The organism is Litchfieldella anticariensis FP35 = DSM 16096 (genome assembly GCF_000409775.1).
In the GTDB taxonomy this organism is placed as follows: Bacteria; Pseudomonadota; Gammaproteobacteria; order Pseudomonadales; family Halomonadaceae; genus Litchfieldella; species Litchfieldella anticariensis.
Genome location: NZ_KE332391.1, coordinates 191,894 through 206,608, shown reverse-complemented (window position 1 = coordinate 206,608; position 14,715 = coordinate 191,894). Strand labels below are relative to the sequence as shown.

Below are 14,715 nucleotides of genomic sequence, written 5' to 3'. Positions count from 1 at the left end.
ACATTTTTCTTTTTGTTGTGCTGTTCCTTGCCCTGATCGTTCAATAAATGGATGAGGCCATTTTCACGTAGAGGTTGGCGTCGAGGAGAGAAGCTCCGTCATAGGTGTGGGAGAACCTAGATAATATCCTTGAGCATAGTTGATTCCAAACTCTTGGAGTACGGCAAGGATTTCCTTTCTCTCGACAAACTCGGCAATGCTCTTTTTGCCGAAGCCGGCTGCAATATCAGCAATGGCCCTGACGATCATTTGATCCTCCTGACTGTCGAGAAGTTTACGAATGAAAGAGCCATCAATCTTGATGAAGTCGGCTGGAAGTTGTGCCAGATAGTGAAAGCTACTGAAACCAGCACCAAAATCATCCAGTGCTACCTGACAGCCCAGCCCACGAATGGTTTTCAGTATCTGTTGTGCGGTGGCAAAATCCGTTACGGCAGCCGTTTCGGTCACCTCGAGAATCAGGTAGTCCGGCCAGGCACCGCTATTGGCAAGCTCTTGCTCGAGAAAGCTCTTCAGGTTCTCGTCATGTAACGAAGGGCCACTCAGATTGACGGCAAGATGAATGCCTCGCTGCTGTAACTGCTTCAATGCCATCAAGCTGTGTTTCAATACCCAACGGTCCAAGGCCACGATCTGACCACTCCGCTCGGCCACGGGGATGAAGTTGCCTGGTGTCACGAGTTGACCATCTTCGCCACGAAGCCGAACGAGAACCTCATAATGGCTGATGCTGTTATCCTCCAGGCATACGATGGGTTGCGCCATGAGCACGAAACTATCGTTGTCGAGCGCATCTCGTAATCGCTCTACCCAATAAACGCGCTGTTTCAGTTCTTCCTTTCGGCTGGCCGTGACCGATAACAAATGCCAGCGTTGACCGCTTTTGCTCTTGGCTTGGTACATGGCAAAATCGGCACTGGCCATGACCTTGGCTGGGGTGTCGCCATGCAGTGGGTACATGGCAATGCCGATACTGGCGATCGCACGATGTCGGCGACCACCGACCGAAAGGCTGATATCTTTCAGGAGATACTCGATACGATCGGCCACTTCGATGGCCTGGGGTTCGGAGTAGCTTTCCAGTAACAACGCGAATTCGTCGCCCCCGAGCCGCGTCACGATGCATCTGTCCGTGAAGGCTGAGTGCAAGACATCGCCGACAAGACGCAATAACTGATCACCTACGTGGTGGCCACTGAGTTCATTGACATCTCGGAACTGGTCCAAGTCCAGGAATAGAATCGCGCCATGAGAATCATTGCTGAGCGATGACCTGACGGCATCTTCAAAGAAGCGTCGATTGTACAGGTTCGTCAAGGGATCGCGATGCGCTAACCAGGCAAGTCGCTCTTCTGCCTGTTTGCGTTCGGTGATATCGAGACCGACCGAGATGAAGGAGGGAGATTGTGTGTCGCGACTGGGCAAGGGAGTGTGGTACCAGATGGTAGTACGCTGCTCTTCGCCGTTGACTTGGAGCGTTCTTTCATCCTGTGACGAAGTGCTATGTGCCAGCGAATCGTATGGAGCTCGTTTGAAGATGTCGTCGAACCGCAGTCCCAGCAAAGAACCCGCCGATCCCATGGCCAATTCCGCATAGCGGTTGAACATGGTGATACGACCATGAGGATCTTGTGTCAGGATGAAGACTTGGGCTGTGTCCAGCAAGCTGCCGATGAAGTCTCGCTCGCTTTTCAATTCCTGAAGACGTGTTGCCAGCTCCTGTTGCCGGGCTTCGACTTCTTCATGCAGGAACTCGAGCTGGTCGGTAAGACCAAGCGTCGTACCATCGAGGATATCGATCTCATCCTGCAAGCGCCTTGTCGGCGGTATGATGGTTTGACGTACCAAACCGTATTTGCCGCTGGCCAATGCCGGGAGGACTTGAGCCAGGCGGCGCAGTCTTGCCATGGGGCCCCACAGAATGCCTAGTAACAATAACTCGGCAGCCAACCAGCCACCCAACGCATACATCAGGATGGTGCGGGTGTTCTCGGCAATGGCCTGAACCTGTTCGGTAATATCAGTCTTCAGCAGGAAAAAGGCATGTTGTGCCTGGTTGCTATCCTGTTCGATATCGATAGCAGCCACTTCATAATAACGATTTTCATATGTGACCTGTTGGGGAGCGCGCACCAAGTGAGATAGTGGCAGACTTGCCGATGCTTCGCGGAAAACAGGCAGGCTTCGTTCTGCCTGTGTGATAGCCACTAGCCAACCACCCCAGTCGGAGATTTGGCGTTCAGGATTGATATTTTCCCTTGGAATATCGCCCGAAATGAACAGTGCCAGATTGCTACCTGAGATATGCTGCACATTGCGCATGACGTCGGCAAGCGAACGAGAGATTAGCACGACACCCACGCTTTCCCCTTCGACGAGTATAGGAACGGCCGCATACTGGTGACATGTCCTGACACAGCGCATGGTGAGTAGTGGTATCTCGTTCTGCAACACTGTCTCGACCCATTCGTCGAGAGGACGTCGATCGTCATTCACGTTGCTTCCCCACCTATGGTAAGTCTGGCGAGTGGCATCGTAGACGATCACCTCATCAAGGCCAGCGTCGAGTTGCAGCGTGGGCCATTGGGTGTCGAGTGCATTGGCGATCCCCCCGCCATTCTGAGCCACGAGCGCTTCGCTGAGCTCCGCTGAGGAGGCCACGACACCTGCCAGCAAGCGCAGGCTATCGGATGAGTCTTGAAGGATCTGCTGGATTTCCCTGAGATGTCGTTCGTAATTCAGGGTTCGGTTACTGTCGAGTTGCTGCGTCAGGTTCTGGTGGCTGAGAAACGTCAGCAACGAGGCGAGCCCCAACAACAGCAAGCTGGTAACAGCAAAAGCTCGCCATTTCAGGCTCAATATGGGCTGTCTCGTCACTGCAGTCATGGCTGGCAAGTCCCCATGCGTATATTGAACACCTAGAAGCGCCAGGACGCTTGGAACAGTAGCATGTTCCAGTACTTCTCAGTGTTCGGATCGGGGTTGTCTTGGCTGGATAGCCATCCTGTACCCTCAACATAGTGATATTCCGCTGCAAGAAGCACGCGCGGATGAACATTCCATTGCAAGCCCAATGTCAGGTCCTTGGCGAAGCGGGCATGTGCCGGTCCTGCTCCTGTTTCTTCGAATTGACGACCGGAGCGGTCATCACGATCAGTGATCAGTACATCGTAGCGTAACAGCCATTGCCAATCGCGGCTGAATCGCCGTGTGTATTGCAGATACCAGCTTTCTCCGGTGACACTGCCATTGGCCTGGGGGATACGGAATTCGTTTAGAGAAGTTCTACGCAGGGCATATTCCGCCGTCAGGCTCCAGTACTCCTCGTTGTATTGAAGCGATAATACCCATGGTTGGAAGCGCATCTGGCCTCCATTCCATAGTGGATCGGAAGATTCGAATGTGGCATTGACCTGTGCTGCACTCAGGGCGGCAATAAATTGCCCATCGCTGTGTTCATAGAGCAGTTGGCCAATATAAGACATATCGCCGTCCAGCGTTCCCGGTTGGGTATCCAGGGAAAGCGTCCTTGCAACATCATCACCGACTTGAGGTTTTCCGGCACCGACTTGTGCACGAAAGGTTCCTATCGGGAGGCGTTTCTCGCCATAAATGGCCACGCCATCGGCAGCCAACCCCAACGAGCGAGTGCGATCGAAATAGATCGACTGGGGAAGCAGGATGCTGGGCCGGGTAAAGGCAATGTCGCGGGTCTGGTTATAGAAGCCGAAAGGGTTCTTGAATCGGCCGATTTGGGTACCGAAACGCGTTGTCGAATCCGAAAACGCTTGGTAGTCGATCACGCCGTGGTCCAACTTGGGCTCCATGTCGTCTCTGTCACCACCGGCACGCCGACTGATCACTTGAGCCGCAAGCAATATATCCTCATGAGGGCGAAGGGAGGCATTGGCCCCTATCTCGGTGAATTGCAGACTGCCGCCATCTTCGCTGCTGGGGCCGAAGAAGTTGTTCTCGTCGGTGATGACCAGGGCTTGGCTGAGAAATCCATGAACCTGCAGCGTATCCATCACCTCGTTCGCACTGGCGGGACGAAGCAGGCCGACCATCAACAGCAACGGTAGCAGGCTCGTGCTGGCCCTATTCCACGGGCAGGACTTGGACACGCTCATCTAGATAACCTCGTTCAATGTATCCAACCGCACCGGGTGTCGTCGCGATATGTTCCAACATGTCACTGGGTGTCGATACTTGGTCAGGAGCCTGGCCGGTACCGGAGAACACCAGACGGTCCCAGGAAAGTTGGAGTTGGTGGGGATAGACGCCCAGCACCTCCTTGGTAAATCGCTCGTGTATAGGGTGTCGGTTGGGTAACACCACGACATGGATGGCCTGGCCGTTGGGCCAGGTTCGCTGGCGCATGGCGAAGATCGCTCTGGCGGTGTCCCGTGTGACCGATTGCGTCTGGACACTGGGGTGGACCACCAAAACGATGTCCGTTTCGCTGGCAATGGTGAGCCGAGACAGCGTGATCAGCCATACCGTGACCAGTATGGTGAAGGATGTCCGAAGATGGCTTCTAGCTATCACGCTGGTCCTCTTCCAGGCAAGGTAACGTCATCTGGCGAGGGCGCGTGCCTGCGTAGCAACCACACTTTCTGCTATGACATGTCATTGTGTCGGCTAGTCCCCATTAATGCTGGATCGCTTGAATTTTTTTGAGCCGAATGTATTAACCATCGCATATTACTCAAGGGCTGCAACCTGCTAGAGTCTACGCATCCGACCTCATCATTCGTTGGGATGACATGCCTCAGCTTATCGCATTCCTCAGCAGAGTGGGCATTGTTAGTAGGCAAGATGGTAACTAGCTAAGTTTAATGTGTTTTTTTCTTTTTTGGCATATCGGGCTTTGGCACTCTTCAGTAGGGCAGCGTTGAATCGTTGCTTGGGTGAGTGGCGAGTTTGGCTGACGGTTGACTGGCTGATACAGAGCCAGGTATTCCTCTGCCACGATATGGCCTTGCCGCAAGGAGGCGCTGATGCCAGGACAACACCGCGATTCGATGTGCCGGCGAGCGGTATGGACCATCATCTTGCTTGGCGTTTCCCTTTGGTTGAATGCTTGTACAACGACAACGTCGCCGGCGTCCCCGCTGGATATCGCGGACGATATCCAGGCACGTTACGAGGCCGAGCTATTTTCCCTCCCTCTGTCCAAACAGCGTCACTATGCCCAGCGGCTCTATCGTATCACTGGTGATACCAAGTATCTGACGCTTAATCAAAACTATGCACGTCACCTGATCCTTGGCTTGCATGATGATATCGAAGGCTTGGCGCAGCCGGGATATGCAACGTCGCGTAGTCGGGAAATGGTGGCTGCCTATCCCACGCGTACCGCCAAGCAACGCGCACGCAAGCGGATGCTCGCGAAGTGGGGAGAGATTACCTTCGCCCGCAACCTGTTGTTTCGCCTGACTCAACTTGAGTACTACCGGTTGCTGGACACTCCAGGCATGACGGCTCATGAGCACGCTCTGGACTATCTGGAAACGGTGGATTTTGCCACTTTCCTGACCGACCCTGGCGTCATGGCAATCTATGCCGCTCAGGTGGCGAATATCGTTCATTTCCTGCATCAATTGGGTATCGAAGACTTGCGCGACGAGGTCAACGCGGCCTTTCGTGCCCAATATCCTCACGAGCGTGATGGCATGCTGTCCGACGAGGAGTATCGTAACAAGATCTATGGCATGACCCACTTCGTGATCGCCGCCAGCCGTTATTATCAACACCCCGTGAATGCGCAGGAATTTGCCTGGATCCTGAAAGGATTCGAGAATGGCCTGACGCGCATTCTCAATGACACCACCGAGGACATCTATACCGAGGTCGGGATCAGTTTCCTATTGGCCGGAAAACGTGATCATCCTGCCATTGCAAGGATCGAGGCTTCTCTTGTGCGTGCCTATGATCCGGCAAGCCGGATGATTCCTTCACCCAACGGAAGCACCGATCTCGTCAAGGGGGAGCATCGCAACGTGCTGGCTATCATGCTGCTGAACTGGCCCGAGCATTTGCACTCTGGACCAGATCTGTCGGTACTCGACATGGTGGCCAACCCATCGGAAAAAGCGTATAGGGCTAGCCACGGGGTTCCGTTCTCAGTTGTAGACGGCGAAGCTTCCGGCATTCAACCACAGATGGACCAGAATGCTGGCGACATAGCCCAGCAGAATCATTGGTGCCCACTTGAGGTGACCCATGAAGGTATAGGAGCCGCGCGCCTGCCCCATCACTGCGACGCCTGCCGCGGAGCCAATCGACAACAAACTGCCGCCGACGCCGGCCGTCAGGGTAATCAGCAGCCAGTGGCCATGTGACATCTCGGGTTGCATGGTCAACACAGCGAACATCACCGGGATATTGTCGATTACCGCCGACATCAGACCCAGGATCACATTGGCGCTGGTGGCGTCCCACTGGGTATAAAGCACCTCCGAGAGCATTGCCAGATAGCCCATGAAACCCAGCCCTCCGACACACATCACCACACCATAGAAGAACAGTAGTGTGTCCCACTCGGCACGGGCGATACGGTTGAAGATATCGAAGGGAACCACGCTGCCTAGCCGCTCCAACGCCTTCTGGTCGCCACGACGTACCGCGATATCGCGTTTGCGTGCAAGGGAGCGGGCCAGGGTGCGGCGCAGATAGTAGCCGAAGAATTGCAGGTAGCCCAGGCCGGTCATCATGCCCAGGACCGGTGGTAGATGCAGCAGGGTGTGGCAGGCAACGGCACTGGCTACGGTGAGCAAGAACAGAACGATGATGCGTCGGGCGCCGCGCTTGAGTTCCACATGCTCATGATGTGCCTGGGGTTTGTGTTTCTTGACGAACAGGCTCATCGCGACGGCCGGCACCAGGAAATTGACCAGTGAAGGCACGAACAGCTCGAAGAACTCATAGAACTCGATCAGCCCGGCCTGCCATACCATCAGGGTGGTAATGTCGCCGAAGGGGCTGAAAGCGCCGCCAGCATTGGCAGCAACGACGATATTTACGCAACTCAGGTTGATGAAGCGGTGATCGCCTTCGGCCACCTTGGTGACCACCGCACACATCAACAGTGCCGTGGTCAGGTTGTCGGCCACTGGGGAAATGACGAAGGCCAGGGAACCGGTGATCCAGAACAGACTGCGATAGCTGAAGCCACGCTCGAGCATCCAGGCACGCAATGCATCGAAGACCCGCCGCTCGTCCATGGCATTGATATACGTCATCGCTACCAGCAGGAATAGCATCAACTCGGTAAATTCCAGCAAGGTTTCGCGAAAGGCATGTTCGGCGTCGTCAGGCATTCCGGCGTTGACATAGACCCAACCTATCAGCGCCCAGATGATACCGGCGGCCACCAGCACTGGCTTGGACTTGCGCATATGCAATTTTTCCTCGCCCATCACCAGCAGGTAAGCGAACGCGAAGATGGCAAGAGCGAACATTCCGACCGTGGAGCCGGTCATGTCGAGTTCACCGGTTACTGCGTGGGCTCCTGGACTGAGGAGGAGTGCGAAGGAGAGCAAGGTAAGGAGGGAGAGCCAGCAAGCGATCCGTTGAGCCATGGTGGTGTTTGTCCGATGTTGCGTCGATTCGAGGTTGCGTCTATTCGATGTCGCCGGGGTAATAATTAAGCACGAGATGATAACATGAGGCGTTTCAGTGCAATATCGGCATTTGGGTATACTCGACTAGTGCAAACGTCGTAGATGGTGCCCGACCTTTCGCCCTTGGTTATTGGGCTTCTTGTGGCATCATCTACGCTTTGAAATATGGCAAGGCAAAAAACATCAACGATAGTCCTTACTCAATGCGCAGGCAGATAACGCATGTTTCTTGATGAATTTCACTCGCTCATCGAAGGGCGGGTTCGAATCTCCGCAGAGCAGGCCAGCCGCTTTGCCAAACGGATTGCCGGTGACTACAACCCGATCCACAACCCGGATGCGCGTCGCTTTTGCGTGCCTGGTGATTTGTTGTTTGCCTTGGTGCTAGCTCGTTTCGGGCTGTCGCAGCGTATGAGCTTTCGCTTTCTGAGCATGGTGGGGGCCGATGTACCTCTCGACTTTCGTGAGCGGGCCGGCGGTGGTGTCCAGGTAGTGGATACGGCGGGGAAGGTCTATCTCGAGGTTGAACGTGACGGTGAGCTCACCCATGACATGGCAGTGGTGGAAGCCTTTACTCGCCGCTATGTCGCGTTTTCAGGCAAGAATTTCCCTCATTATTTGAAACCGCTGATGGAACAGCAGGGCGTCATGTTCAATCCTCAACGGCCGTTGGTGATCTACGATAGCATGGGGTTCGCCCTGGACCGGCTGGATGCTCCAGATCCCGGTCTCGAGCTGGCAAGCTCTTCCTTGACGGTGACCGGCAAGCGTGGTGATGCGCTCCTCGAGTTTCGTCTGACCTCCCGGGGAGAGATCATCGGCAGTGGCTCCAAGAAACTGGTGGTGAGCGGCTTGCGAGACTATGACGCTGTCGCCATGGAGGCTATCGTCGAGGAGTTCTATCGTCTAAAGGCGGCCTTTGAAGCAACGGTATGAAGGAAAGAGGCCTAAACCATTGGCCGAATGCCGGTTTTGGAATGTCCAGTGTCGCCCAAGAATATGCCGGCAGTGTGGGAGAGACGCATGCTGACATCATCTTCTATGTAATGCGCCGATTCCGACACACCGCAGCGCCGTGGATGGTGGACCATGAATACCTCTCTCACACCGCTGGTCGAGGCCTTGGCACCCGGCACTCCGGATATCGAGATCGCACGGGCCACACCGATGCGGCCGATCTTGTCATTGGCCGAGGAACGCCTTGGTGTTCCTGCACACGCCCTGATCCCTTACGGTCATTACAAGGCCAAGCTGTCACTCGATTATCTGGCATCTCTGGCTGAGCGCCCCAAGGGCAAGTTGATACTGGTCACGGCCATCAGCCCCACCCCGGCCGGTGAAGGTAAGACCACCACCAGCGTGGGATTGGGGGATGCCTTCAATCGTCTGGGACTGCAGACGGCTACATGCCTTCGGGAGCCCTCTCTGGGGCCATGTTTCGGCATGAAGGGAGGTGCGGCTGGTGGTGGCCGGGCTCAAGTGGTACCCATGGAAGACATCAACCTGCATTTCAATGGTGACTTCCATGCGATTACCGCGGCACACAATCTGCTCGCCGCTCTGGTCGACAACCACCTGCACTGGAGCAACGCGCTGGATATCGATCCGCATCAGATCGTCTGGAAGCGAGCGATAGATATCAATGATCGCGCACTGCGCCATATCACCATTGGGCTTGGCGGTGCGGCTCATGGTGTGCCGCGCGAAGATGGCTTCGACATTACCGTGGCGTCGGAGATCATGGCGATCCTGTGTCTGGCTCGGGACTTGGAGGATCTGGAAAGCCGCTTGGGGCGGATCATCATCGCCTATCGTCGTGACGGGACACCAGTCACTGCCAACGATCTGGAAGCTGCCGGTGCCATGGCCGTACTGCTCAAGGATGCGCTGCAACCCAACCTGGTACAGAGCCTGGAACATAATCTGGCCTTCATCCATGGCGGCCCATTCGGCAATATTGCCCATGGCTGCAGTTCAGTGATGGCGACACAGGCCGCATTGGCGCTGAACGATATCGTCGTCACCGAAGCCGGCTTCGGTGCGGATCTAGGCGCAGAGAAGTTCATCGATATCAAGTGTCGGCAATCTGGGCTATCTCCCGATGCGGCGGTGCTGGTCTGTACTCTGCGTGCCTTACGTTTTCATGGCGGTGCCGACAAGACGACTTGGGATATACCGGACCCTGAAGCCGTACGACTGGGGTTCGACAACTTACGCCGCCATGTGAGCAACCTGCAGCACTTTGGCCTATCGCCGATCGTGGCCATCAACTCCTTCGCCTCTGACTCACGGGAAGAGATTGATCTGGTGGCATCGCTGTGCGCCGGCCTTGGCGTCCAGGCGGTGGAGACATCGCATTGGGCTCGCGGCGGAGCAGGAGCCATGGCGTTGGCAGAGGCATTGAACGAGCAACTGAATACCACTCCAGCACCTCATATCAGATGTTTGTACCCCGATATGCTGCCATTGGCTGACAAGATCCGCACGGTGGCGACCGAGTTCTATGGTGCTGCCGATATCGCTCTGCATCCAGCTGCCGCCCGCCAGCTCCAGGCCTTCGAGGATATGGGCTACGGCGACCTGCCGGTTTGCATTGCCAAGACCCAGTACAGCTTTTCCTGTGACCCCAATGTGCGGGGAGCTCCCGATGGACACCGCTTGGACGTGCGTGAAGCACGACTCTCGGCCGGGGCTGGTTTCGTGGTGGCTGTCTGCGGCGACATCATGACCATGCCGGGATTGCCACGACAGCCTGCGGCCATGCGCATGGGACTGGATGAGAAAGGGCATGTCGTCGGCCTGACCTAAAACGCCAAGGCTGGGACATTGTCACCCTGAGCAGCGGTCTGGTTCCCACTACCGGATCGCCAGTTGTTTGCCGAAAAGTACTCCACTCCACTGATATTGATTCACTGCGATACTCAATGTGATCGGTCCGCCCAGACCGGCCACAATCATCAGTAGGGCATAGGGCACCGGAGGCAAGTGCATCCATTGGTCACTGAAGTCGACCATGGCAAAGAAAAGAGGATGAGCCAGATAAATCCCGAACGAATATTCGTTGATCTTCTTCACCAGTGGTGGGGCAGGACGGTCATGCAGGTAACGCATGCACACCAGGATGGAGAGAAGGAATAGCGGGACAACCCAGGTTTCCTTTGATGAGTATTCCAGCCAGCCCGGGAGGCTAAGCAGTACGATAAGCCCGAGGCAGGCGGCAAGCCAGCCTGGATGGGAAAGTTTTCGTAGCAACGTGATCTGCGGTGGGTTCGGATAATACCGAGCCATCAACAATGCCAGGAAGAATAGGTAAAGCCAGCCCCATGGGGCGACCCACAGCAGGTAACCTGGTGGCTCGAACTCGAACAGTCGAGTCAGTCCCCAATAGAGCATACCGATCAAACTGCCGAGTACCAGCCAAGGGCCAGGGGGAAGGAAACGCTCCAGGCGATAACGCGTGTAGGCCCAGTAGAAAACATAGAATTGCATGGCGATGATCAGGAAATAACCATGCCAGCCAGCGTATAGGAGGTATTCGACCAGGTTGGAGATAAAATCGATGTTGCCACCGCTAGTCTTGACGTTCACGTACTTGGTCGTCGAATAGATCAAGCCATAGACGACGTAGGGAGCCATGACGTACTTGATGCGGTTGGCCAGGAACCCTTCGGGAATGGCACCAGCATAACGAGTCGAGAACAGGAAAATCGAGATAAAGACGAACGTCGGGGTGCCCAGCACGGTAGGAATGCGTGCCAGGTCGAGATACACATTATCGAAATGCTGATTGAGCCGATCCAGTAGGTGAAAGCAGAAAACGGCAATACAGCCGTAGGACCGCAACCAGTAGATTTCCTCGATTCTCGCCATTGATCCGTTGCACGTTATCCATGTACAGGCACTGAACGGCGCCGCCAAGTGACTGTCAGACTCCTGCCTTGCGAAAGAATTTCCGTGAACAAATTTTTCATTTTGTTTTTCATGGAGGTAATCACGTATGCGTGTGCGGCAACCTTTCGTCGCCATGCTAATGTTCACGCTATTGGGGGCTGGTACGGCCACGGCCGGACAAGTTTCACACCACTCCTTTCATTCCGAGACCTTGGGTAGGGACTACCCTTACACACTCTATTTGCCGGATGGCTACGCGGTCTCGAATCAAAGCTATCCCGTGGTGTACCTGTTGCATGGTTCCTTCGGCAGCGACCGAGACTGGGTCAAGCGCGGGAGGCTCAAGCAGATCGCCGATCGGTTGATTGGCAAGGGGCGTATCCCGCCTGCCGTCATCGTCATGCCCCGCAGCCGGAGCTGGTGGGTGGATGGTCATAACGAACAAGCCCGCACGGCTTTCTTCGAGGACTTGATACCTCATATCGAGAACAATTGGCACGTGGTACCAGAACGAGAGTGGCGGACCATTGGCGGACTATCGGCCGGTGGCTTCGGTGCGATCAACTTTATATTGGAGCGTCCCGACCTTTTCGTTGCCGCTGCAGCCCTTAGTCCTGCCGCCTATGCTCCATTGCCACCCAGGAGCTCTTCGGCATGGCGTCATCCGGCGTTCCAGGCTCCTGAAGGTCGCTTTGATACCGAGCTTTGGCAGCGCGTCAACTATACCGCCCACTTGGATAGCTACAAGGCGCAGGAACGGGTCGTGCCGCTTTATCTCAGTGCCGGTAGCCGAGATGTCCATGATGCTGCTGAATATGCTGATTTTCTTTATCGGATTCTGGAACAGCACCAGCCTGGCCAGGTCTCTCTAGAAGTGCTACGCGGAGGGCATTCCTGGCGTGTATGGCGTGCCAGTCTGCCTTCAGTGCTGGAGTTCCTCTTTCAGTATGCGCAAGGCCCCCGCGCACTCGAACCCGACCATGATAAATAGCGGAAAGAGCCAGCATTGACGGCTATAAGCATAACTTGGCCAGCCGTTGCTCGATGAAGCGCCGTTCGGGGCCTTGTTGTACCAATTCAAGCGCTTGTTGGAAGGCATCGCTTGCCTCGGCAAAGCGACCGAGTCGGCGGTATAACTCGCCCCGCGCCGCATGTGTCGGATGATAATCGCGCAGTTCACCTCTTGAGAGAATGGCCTCGATCAGCTCTAGCCCCGCTTGGGGACCGTCGCGCATCGCTATCGCCACGGCACGGTTCAGGGCAATCACAGGCGAAGGTTCCACCCGTAGCAGGACGTCGTAGAGACCGACGATCTGTTCCCAGTCGGTTGCTTCGGCACTGGGGGCCTCGGCATGCACCGCCGCAATCGCTGCCTGCAAGGTATAAGGGCCGAAACGGCGCGAGCGCAGAGCTCTCTCCACCAAGGACGATCCTTCTTCGATCAGTTCCTGGCGCCACTGTGTGCGATCTTGCTCGTCGAGCAGGATGATGTCGCCTTCCGGGGTGGTGCGTGCCGTGCGTCGTGATTCGTGAAGTAGCATCAGGGCCAGCAGACCGATGGCTTCAGGTTCCGGCAGCAGTTCGTTCATCAAGCGACCCAGCCGGATCGACTCGCTCGACAGATCAGCGCGTGTGACGCTATCCCCGAAGGAGGCCGAATACCCTTCGTTGAAAACCAGATAGATCACACGCAGTACGGCGTCCAATCTCTCCGGCAATTCCTCCGTTGAGGGCAACTGATAGGGGATGCGGGCGTCGCGGATCTTGGCTTTGGCGCGCACGATGCGTTGCGCCAGGGTGGAAGCCCGGGTCAGGAAGGCGCGTGCGATCTCCTCGGTGGTCAAGCCACAGACCTCACGCAGGGTCAGTGCCACCTGGGCGTCCGGGGGGAGTGCCGGATGGCAGCAGGTGAAGATCAGGCGCAAGTGGTCGTCAGCCACGCTCTCCTCGTCCCAGTCCGATACCGTGGTGGATTCGATCTCCAACTGGCGGGCGAGCTCGGTGACGGATGCATCGAAACGGGTTTGGCGGCGCAGGCTATCGATCGCCTTGAAGCGTCCGGCAGAGACCAACCAGGCACGTGGGTTATCGGGTATCCCTTCCCGCGGCCACTGGGTCACGGCCGCGGCGAAGGCATCGTGCAGGGCTTCCTCGGCAAGTTCGAAGTCGCCCAGCAGACGGATCAAGGTAGCGAGAACACGTCGCGATTCATTGCGGTAGATGGCATCCACTCGCGCGTGAAGCTCCAGGCTGTTCATCTCATTCATGGGTGGCCATCGACATTCATGCATGGCTCTCCTGTGCCTGTACCGAAGGCGATTCGACCTGCAGTTCGCGTACTGGTCGAACCTCGACACTACCCACACGGGCTGCCGGGATTCCTTCGGCGATCCGCAGGGCTTCGTTCAGGTCTTCGGCATCGACCAGATAGAAGCCCGCCAACTGTTCCTTGGTTTCAGCGAAAGGACCATCGGTGATCGAGGTCTCGCCATTGCGTACCCGTACCGTGGTGGCGGTGTGCACACTCTGAAGCGCTTCAGCCGCTATCATGCGGCCGCTGGCCTGAACCTTTTCGGCATAGGCCAAGCATTCACTGTCCTCGGGACTATCGGGCAGGGTATGCAAGGTGCTTTCATCACTGTAGACGAGGCAGAGGTATTTCATGACCGACTCTCCTTGTTACGGTTCGAGATTGAACATGGCCTTGCCGCTGGACATATCAAAGGGGGCCGAGAAGTGCTCGTGCACCACCAGCCAGCGGCCATCAATGCGGCGATAGCCAGCGGTCATGCGCGTCCAGCCGGACTCGTGTTCACCCTTGTCGTTGGTACCCCCACAATTGACCAGGGCATGGATGAAGGCAACATGCTCTTCCGCGGTAATCGCCACCTCATGTAGTTCGAAGGTCATTGGACCCTGGCACATGGCCATACAGGTCTCCCAATGCTGGCGATAGGCCTCGATTCCCTTGAACTGTAACGCGGTGATGGCGTCGAAGGCGACGATACCCGGCGCATAATGAGCGGAGATGGCATCGATGTCCTTGTCGCGCACGGCGGCTTGCCAGGATTCGAGCGACTCGAGAATGGCCGCTTCTGCGGATAGGGGGGTGGCTGCGGTGCTCATGGCGGTTTCCTCCGTCGGGGATTCGTCCCCAGATTGGTTTGACGAAAGGGGATATGTGCATGGTAGTCGTTCG

Annotated in this window: 11 protein-coding genes and 1 pseudogene; 4 read left to right on the top strand and 8 right to left on the bottom strand. The window is 56.1% G+C overall.

Annotated elements, in window-relative coordinates:
• Positions 1 to 63: 63 nt before the first annotated feature.
• From L861_RS13360 to L861_RS13350, 3 genes are read right to left on the bottom strand one after another with little or no spacing between them, the layout of a single operon-like run.
• Entirely contained in the window at positions 64 to 2,886 is a 2,823-nt protein-coding gene (locus L861_RS13360) for a bifunctional diguanylate cyclase/phosphodiesterase (protein WP_021029195.1), read from the bottom strand.
• Positions 2,887 to 2,918: 32 nt separating this feature from the next.
• Positions 2,919 to 4,130, bottom strand: coding sequence for a putative porin (locus L861_RS13355; protein ID WP_169513692.1), 1,212 nt, complete (start codon positions 4,128 to 4,130; stop codon positions 2,919 to 2,921).
• The gene (locus L861_RS13350) at positions 4,099 to 4,548 is read right to left on the bottom strand and encodes a type 2 periplasmic-binding domain-containing protein (protein ID WP_021029194.1); all 450 of its coding nucleotides are present in this window, start codon (positions 4,546 to 4,548) and stop codon (positions 4,099 to 4,101) included. The genes L861_RS13355 and L861_RS13350 overlap by 32 nt, the downstream gene beginning before the upstream one ends.
• A 452-nt stretch (positions 4,549 to 5,000) precedes the next feature.
• Between L861_RS13350 and L861_RS25060 the strand changes: the two are divergent.
• A pseudogene (locus tag L861_RS25060) lies at positions 5,001 to 6,053 on the top strand (DUF3541 domain-containing protein); the annotation flags it as partial.
• Between the two features lie 72 nt (positions 6,054 to 6,125).
• Here the strand turns inward: L861_RS25060 and nhaD are convergent.
• Entirely contained in the window at positions 6,126 to 7,583 is a 1,458-nt protein-coding gene (gene nhaD, locus L861_RS13340) for a sodium:proton antiporter NhaD (RefSeq protein WP_021029193.1), read from the bottom strand.
• Between the two features lie 264 nt (positions 7,584 to 7,847).
• Here nhaD and L861_RS13335 point away from each other — a divergent pair, with 264 nt between their 5' ends.
• Both L861_RS13335 and L861_RS13330 read left to right on the top strand, forming a co-directional pair.
• Positions 7,848 to 8,561 (top strand): DUF3581 domain-containing protein, encoded by a 714-nt coding sequence (locus L861_RS13335; protein ID WP_016417553.1) that lies wholly within the window; start codon positions 7,848 to 7,850, stop codon positions 8,559 to 8,561.
• A gap of 153 nt (positions 8,562 to 8,714) precedes the next feature.
• The gene (locus L861_RS13330; protein ID WP_016417552.1) at positions 8,715 to 10,433 is read left to right on the top strand and encodes a formate--tetrahydrofolate ligase; all 1,719 of its coding nucleotides are present in this window, start codon (positions 8,715 to 8,717) and stop codon (positions 10,431 to 10,433) included.
• A gap of 48 nt (positions 10,434 to 10,481) precedes the next feature.
• Here L861_RS13330 and L861_RS13325 read toward each other — a convergent pair whose 3' ends face one another.
• A complete protein-coding gene (locus tag L861_RS13325; protein WP_016417551.1) occupies positions 10,482 to 11,495 on the bottom strand; it encodes an acyltransferase family protein in 1,014 nt (337 codons plus the stop codon).
• 127 nt (positions 11,496 to 11,622) lie between these two features.
• Here L861_RS13325 and L861_RS13320 point away from each other — a divergent pair, with 127 nt between their 5' ends.
• Positions 11,623 to 12,507 (top strand): alpha/beta hydrolase, encoded by an 885-nt coding sequence (locus tag L861_RS13320; RefSeq protein WP_016417550.1) that lies wholly within the window; start codon positions 11,623 to 11,625, stop codon positions 12,505 to 12,507.
• Between the two features lie 22 nt (positions 12,508 to 12,529).
• Here L861_RS13320 and L861_RS13315 read toward each other — a convergent pair whose 3' ends face one another.
• The 3 genes from L861_RS13315 to L861_RS13305 are packed head-to-tail and all read right to left on the bottom strand — an operon-like array spanning position 12,530 to position 14,642.
• Positions 12,530 to 13,783, bottom strand: a complete 1,254-nt coding sequence (locus L861_RS13315; protein ID WP_016417549.1) for an RNA polymerase sigma factor — start codon at positions 13,781 to 13,783, stop codon at positions 12,530 to 12,532.
• Between the two features lie 16 nt (positions 13,784 to 13,799).
• Positions 13,800 to 14,180, bottom strand: coding sequence for a YciI family protein (locus L861_RS13310; RefSeq protein WP_016417548.1), 381 nt, complete (start codon positions 14,178 to 14,180; stop codon positions 13,800 to 13,802).
• 15 nt (positions 14,181 to 14,195) lie between these two features.
• A complete protein-coding gene (locus L861_RS13305; RefSeq protein WP_016417547.1) occupies positions 14,196 to 14,642 on the bottom strand; it encodes a YybH family protein in 447 nt (148 codons plus the stop codon).
• Between the last annotated feature and the right edge of the window lie 73 nt (positions 14,643 to 14,715).

What these genes read in the sequence shown, in the direction of transcription:
- L861_RS13310 (WP_016417548.1), bottom strand. Translation starts at nt 14,180, where the DNA reads ATGAAATACCTCTGCCTCGTCTACAGTGATGAAAGCACCTTGCATACC.
- L861_RS13330 (WP_016417552.1), top strand. Translation starts at nt 8,715, where the DNA reads ATGAATACCTCTCTCACACCGCTGGTCGAGGCCTTGGCACCCGGCACT.
- L861_RS13315 (WP_016417549.1), bottom strand. Translation starts at nt 13,783, where the DNA reads ATGAATGAGATGAACAGCCTGGAGCTTCACGCGCGAGTGGATGCCATC.
- nhaD (WP_021029193.1), bottom strand. Translation starts at nt 7,583, where the DNA reads ATGGCTCAACGGATCGCTTGCTGGCTCTCCCTCCTTACCTTGCTCTCC.
- L861_RS13305 (WP_016417547.1), bottom strand. Translation starts at nt 14,642, where the DNA reads ATGAGCACCGCAGCCACCCCCCTATCCGCAGAAGCGGCCATTCTCGAG.
- L861_RS13335 (WP_016417553.1), top strand. Translation starts at nt 7,848, where the DNA reads ATGTTTCTTGATGAATTTCACTCGCTCATCGAAGGGCGGGTTCGAATC.
- L861_RS13355 (WP_169513692.1), bottom strand. Translation starts at nt 4,130, where the DNA reads ATGAGCGTGTCCAAGTCCTGCCCGTGGAATAGGGCCAGCACGAGCCTG.
- L861_RS13325 (WP_016417551.1), bottom strand. Translation starts at nt 11,495, where the DNA reads ATGGCGAGAATCGAGGAAATCTACTGGTTGCGGTCCTACGGCTGTATT.
- L861_RS13320 (WP_016417550.1), top strand. Translation starts at nt 11,623, where the DNA reads ATGCGTGTGCGGCAACCTTTCGTCGCCATGCTAATGTTCACGCTATTG.
- L861_RS13360 (WP_021029195.1), bottom strand. Translation starts at nt 2,886, where the DNA reads ATGACTGCAGTGACGAGACAGCCCATATTGAGCCTGAAATGGCGAGCT.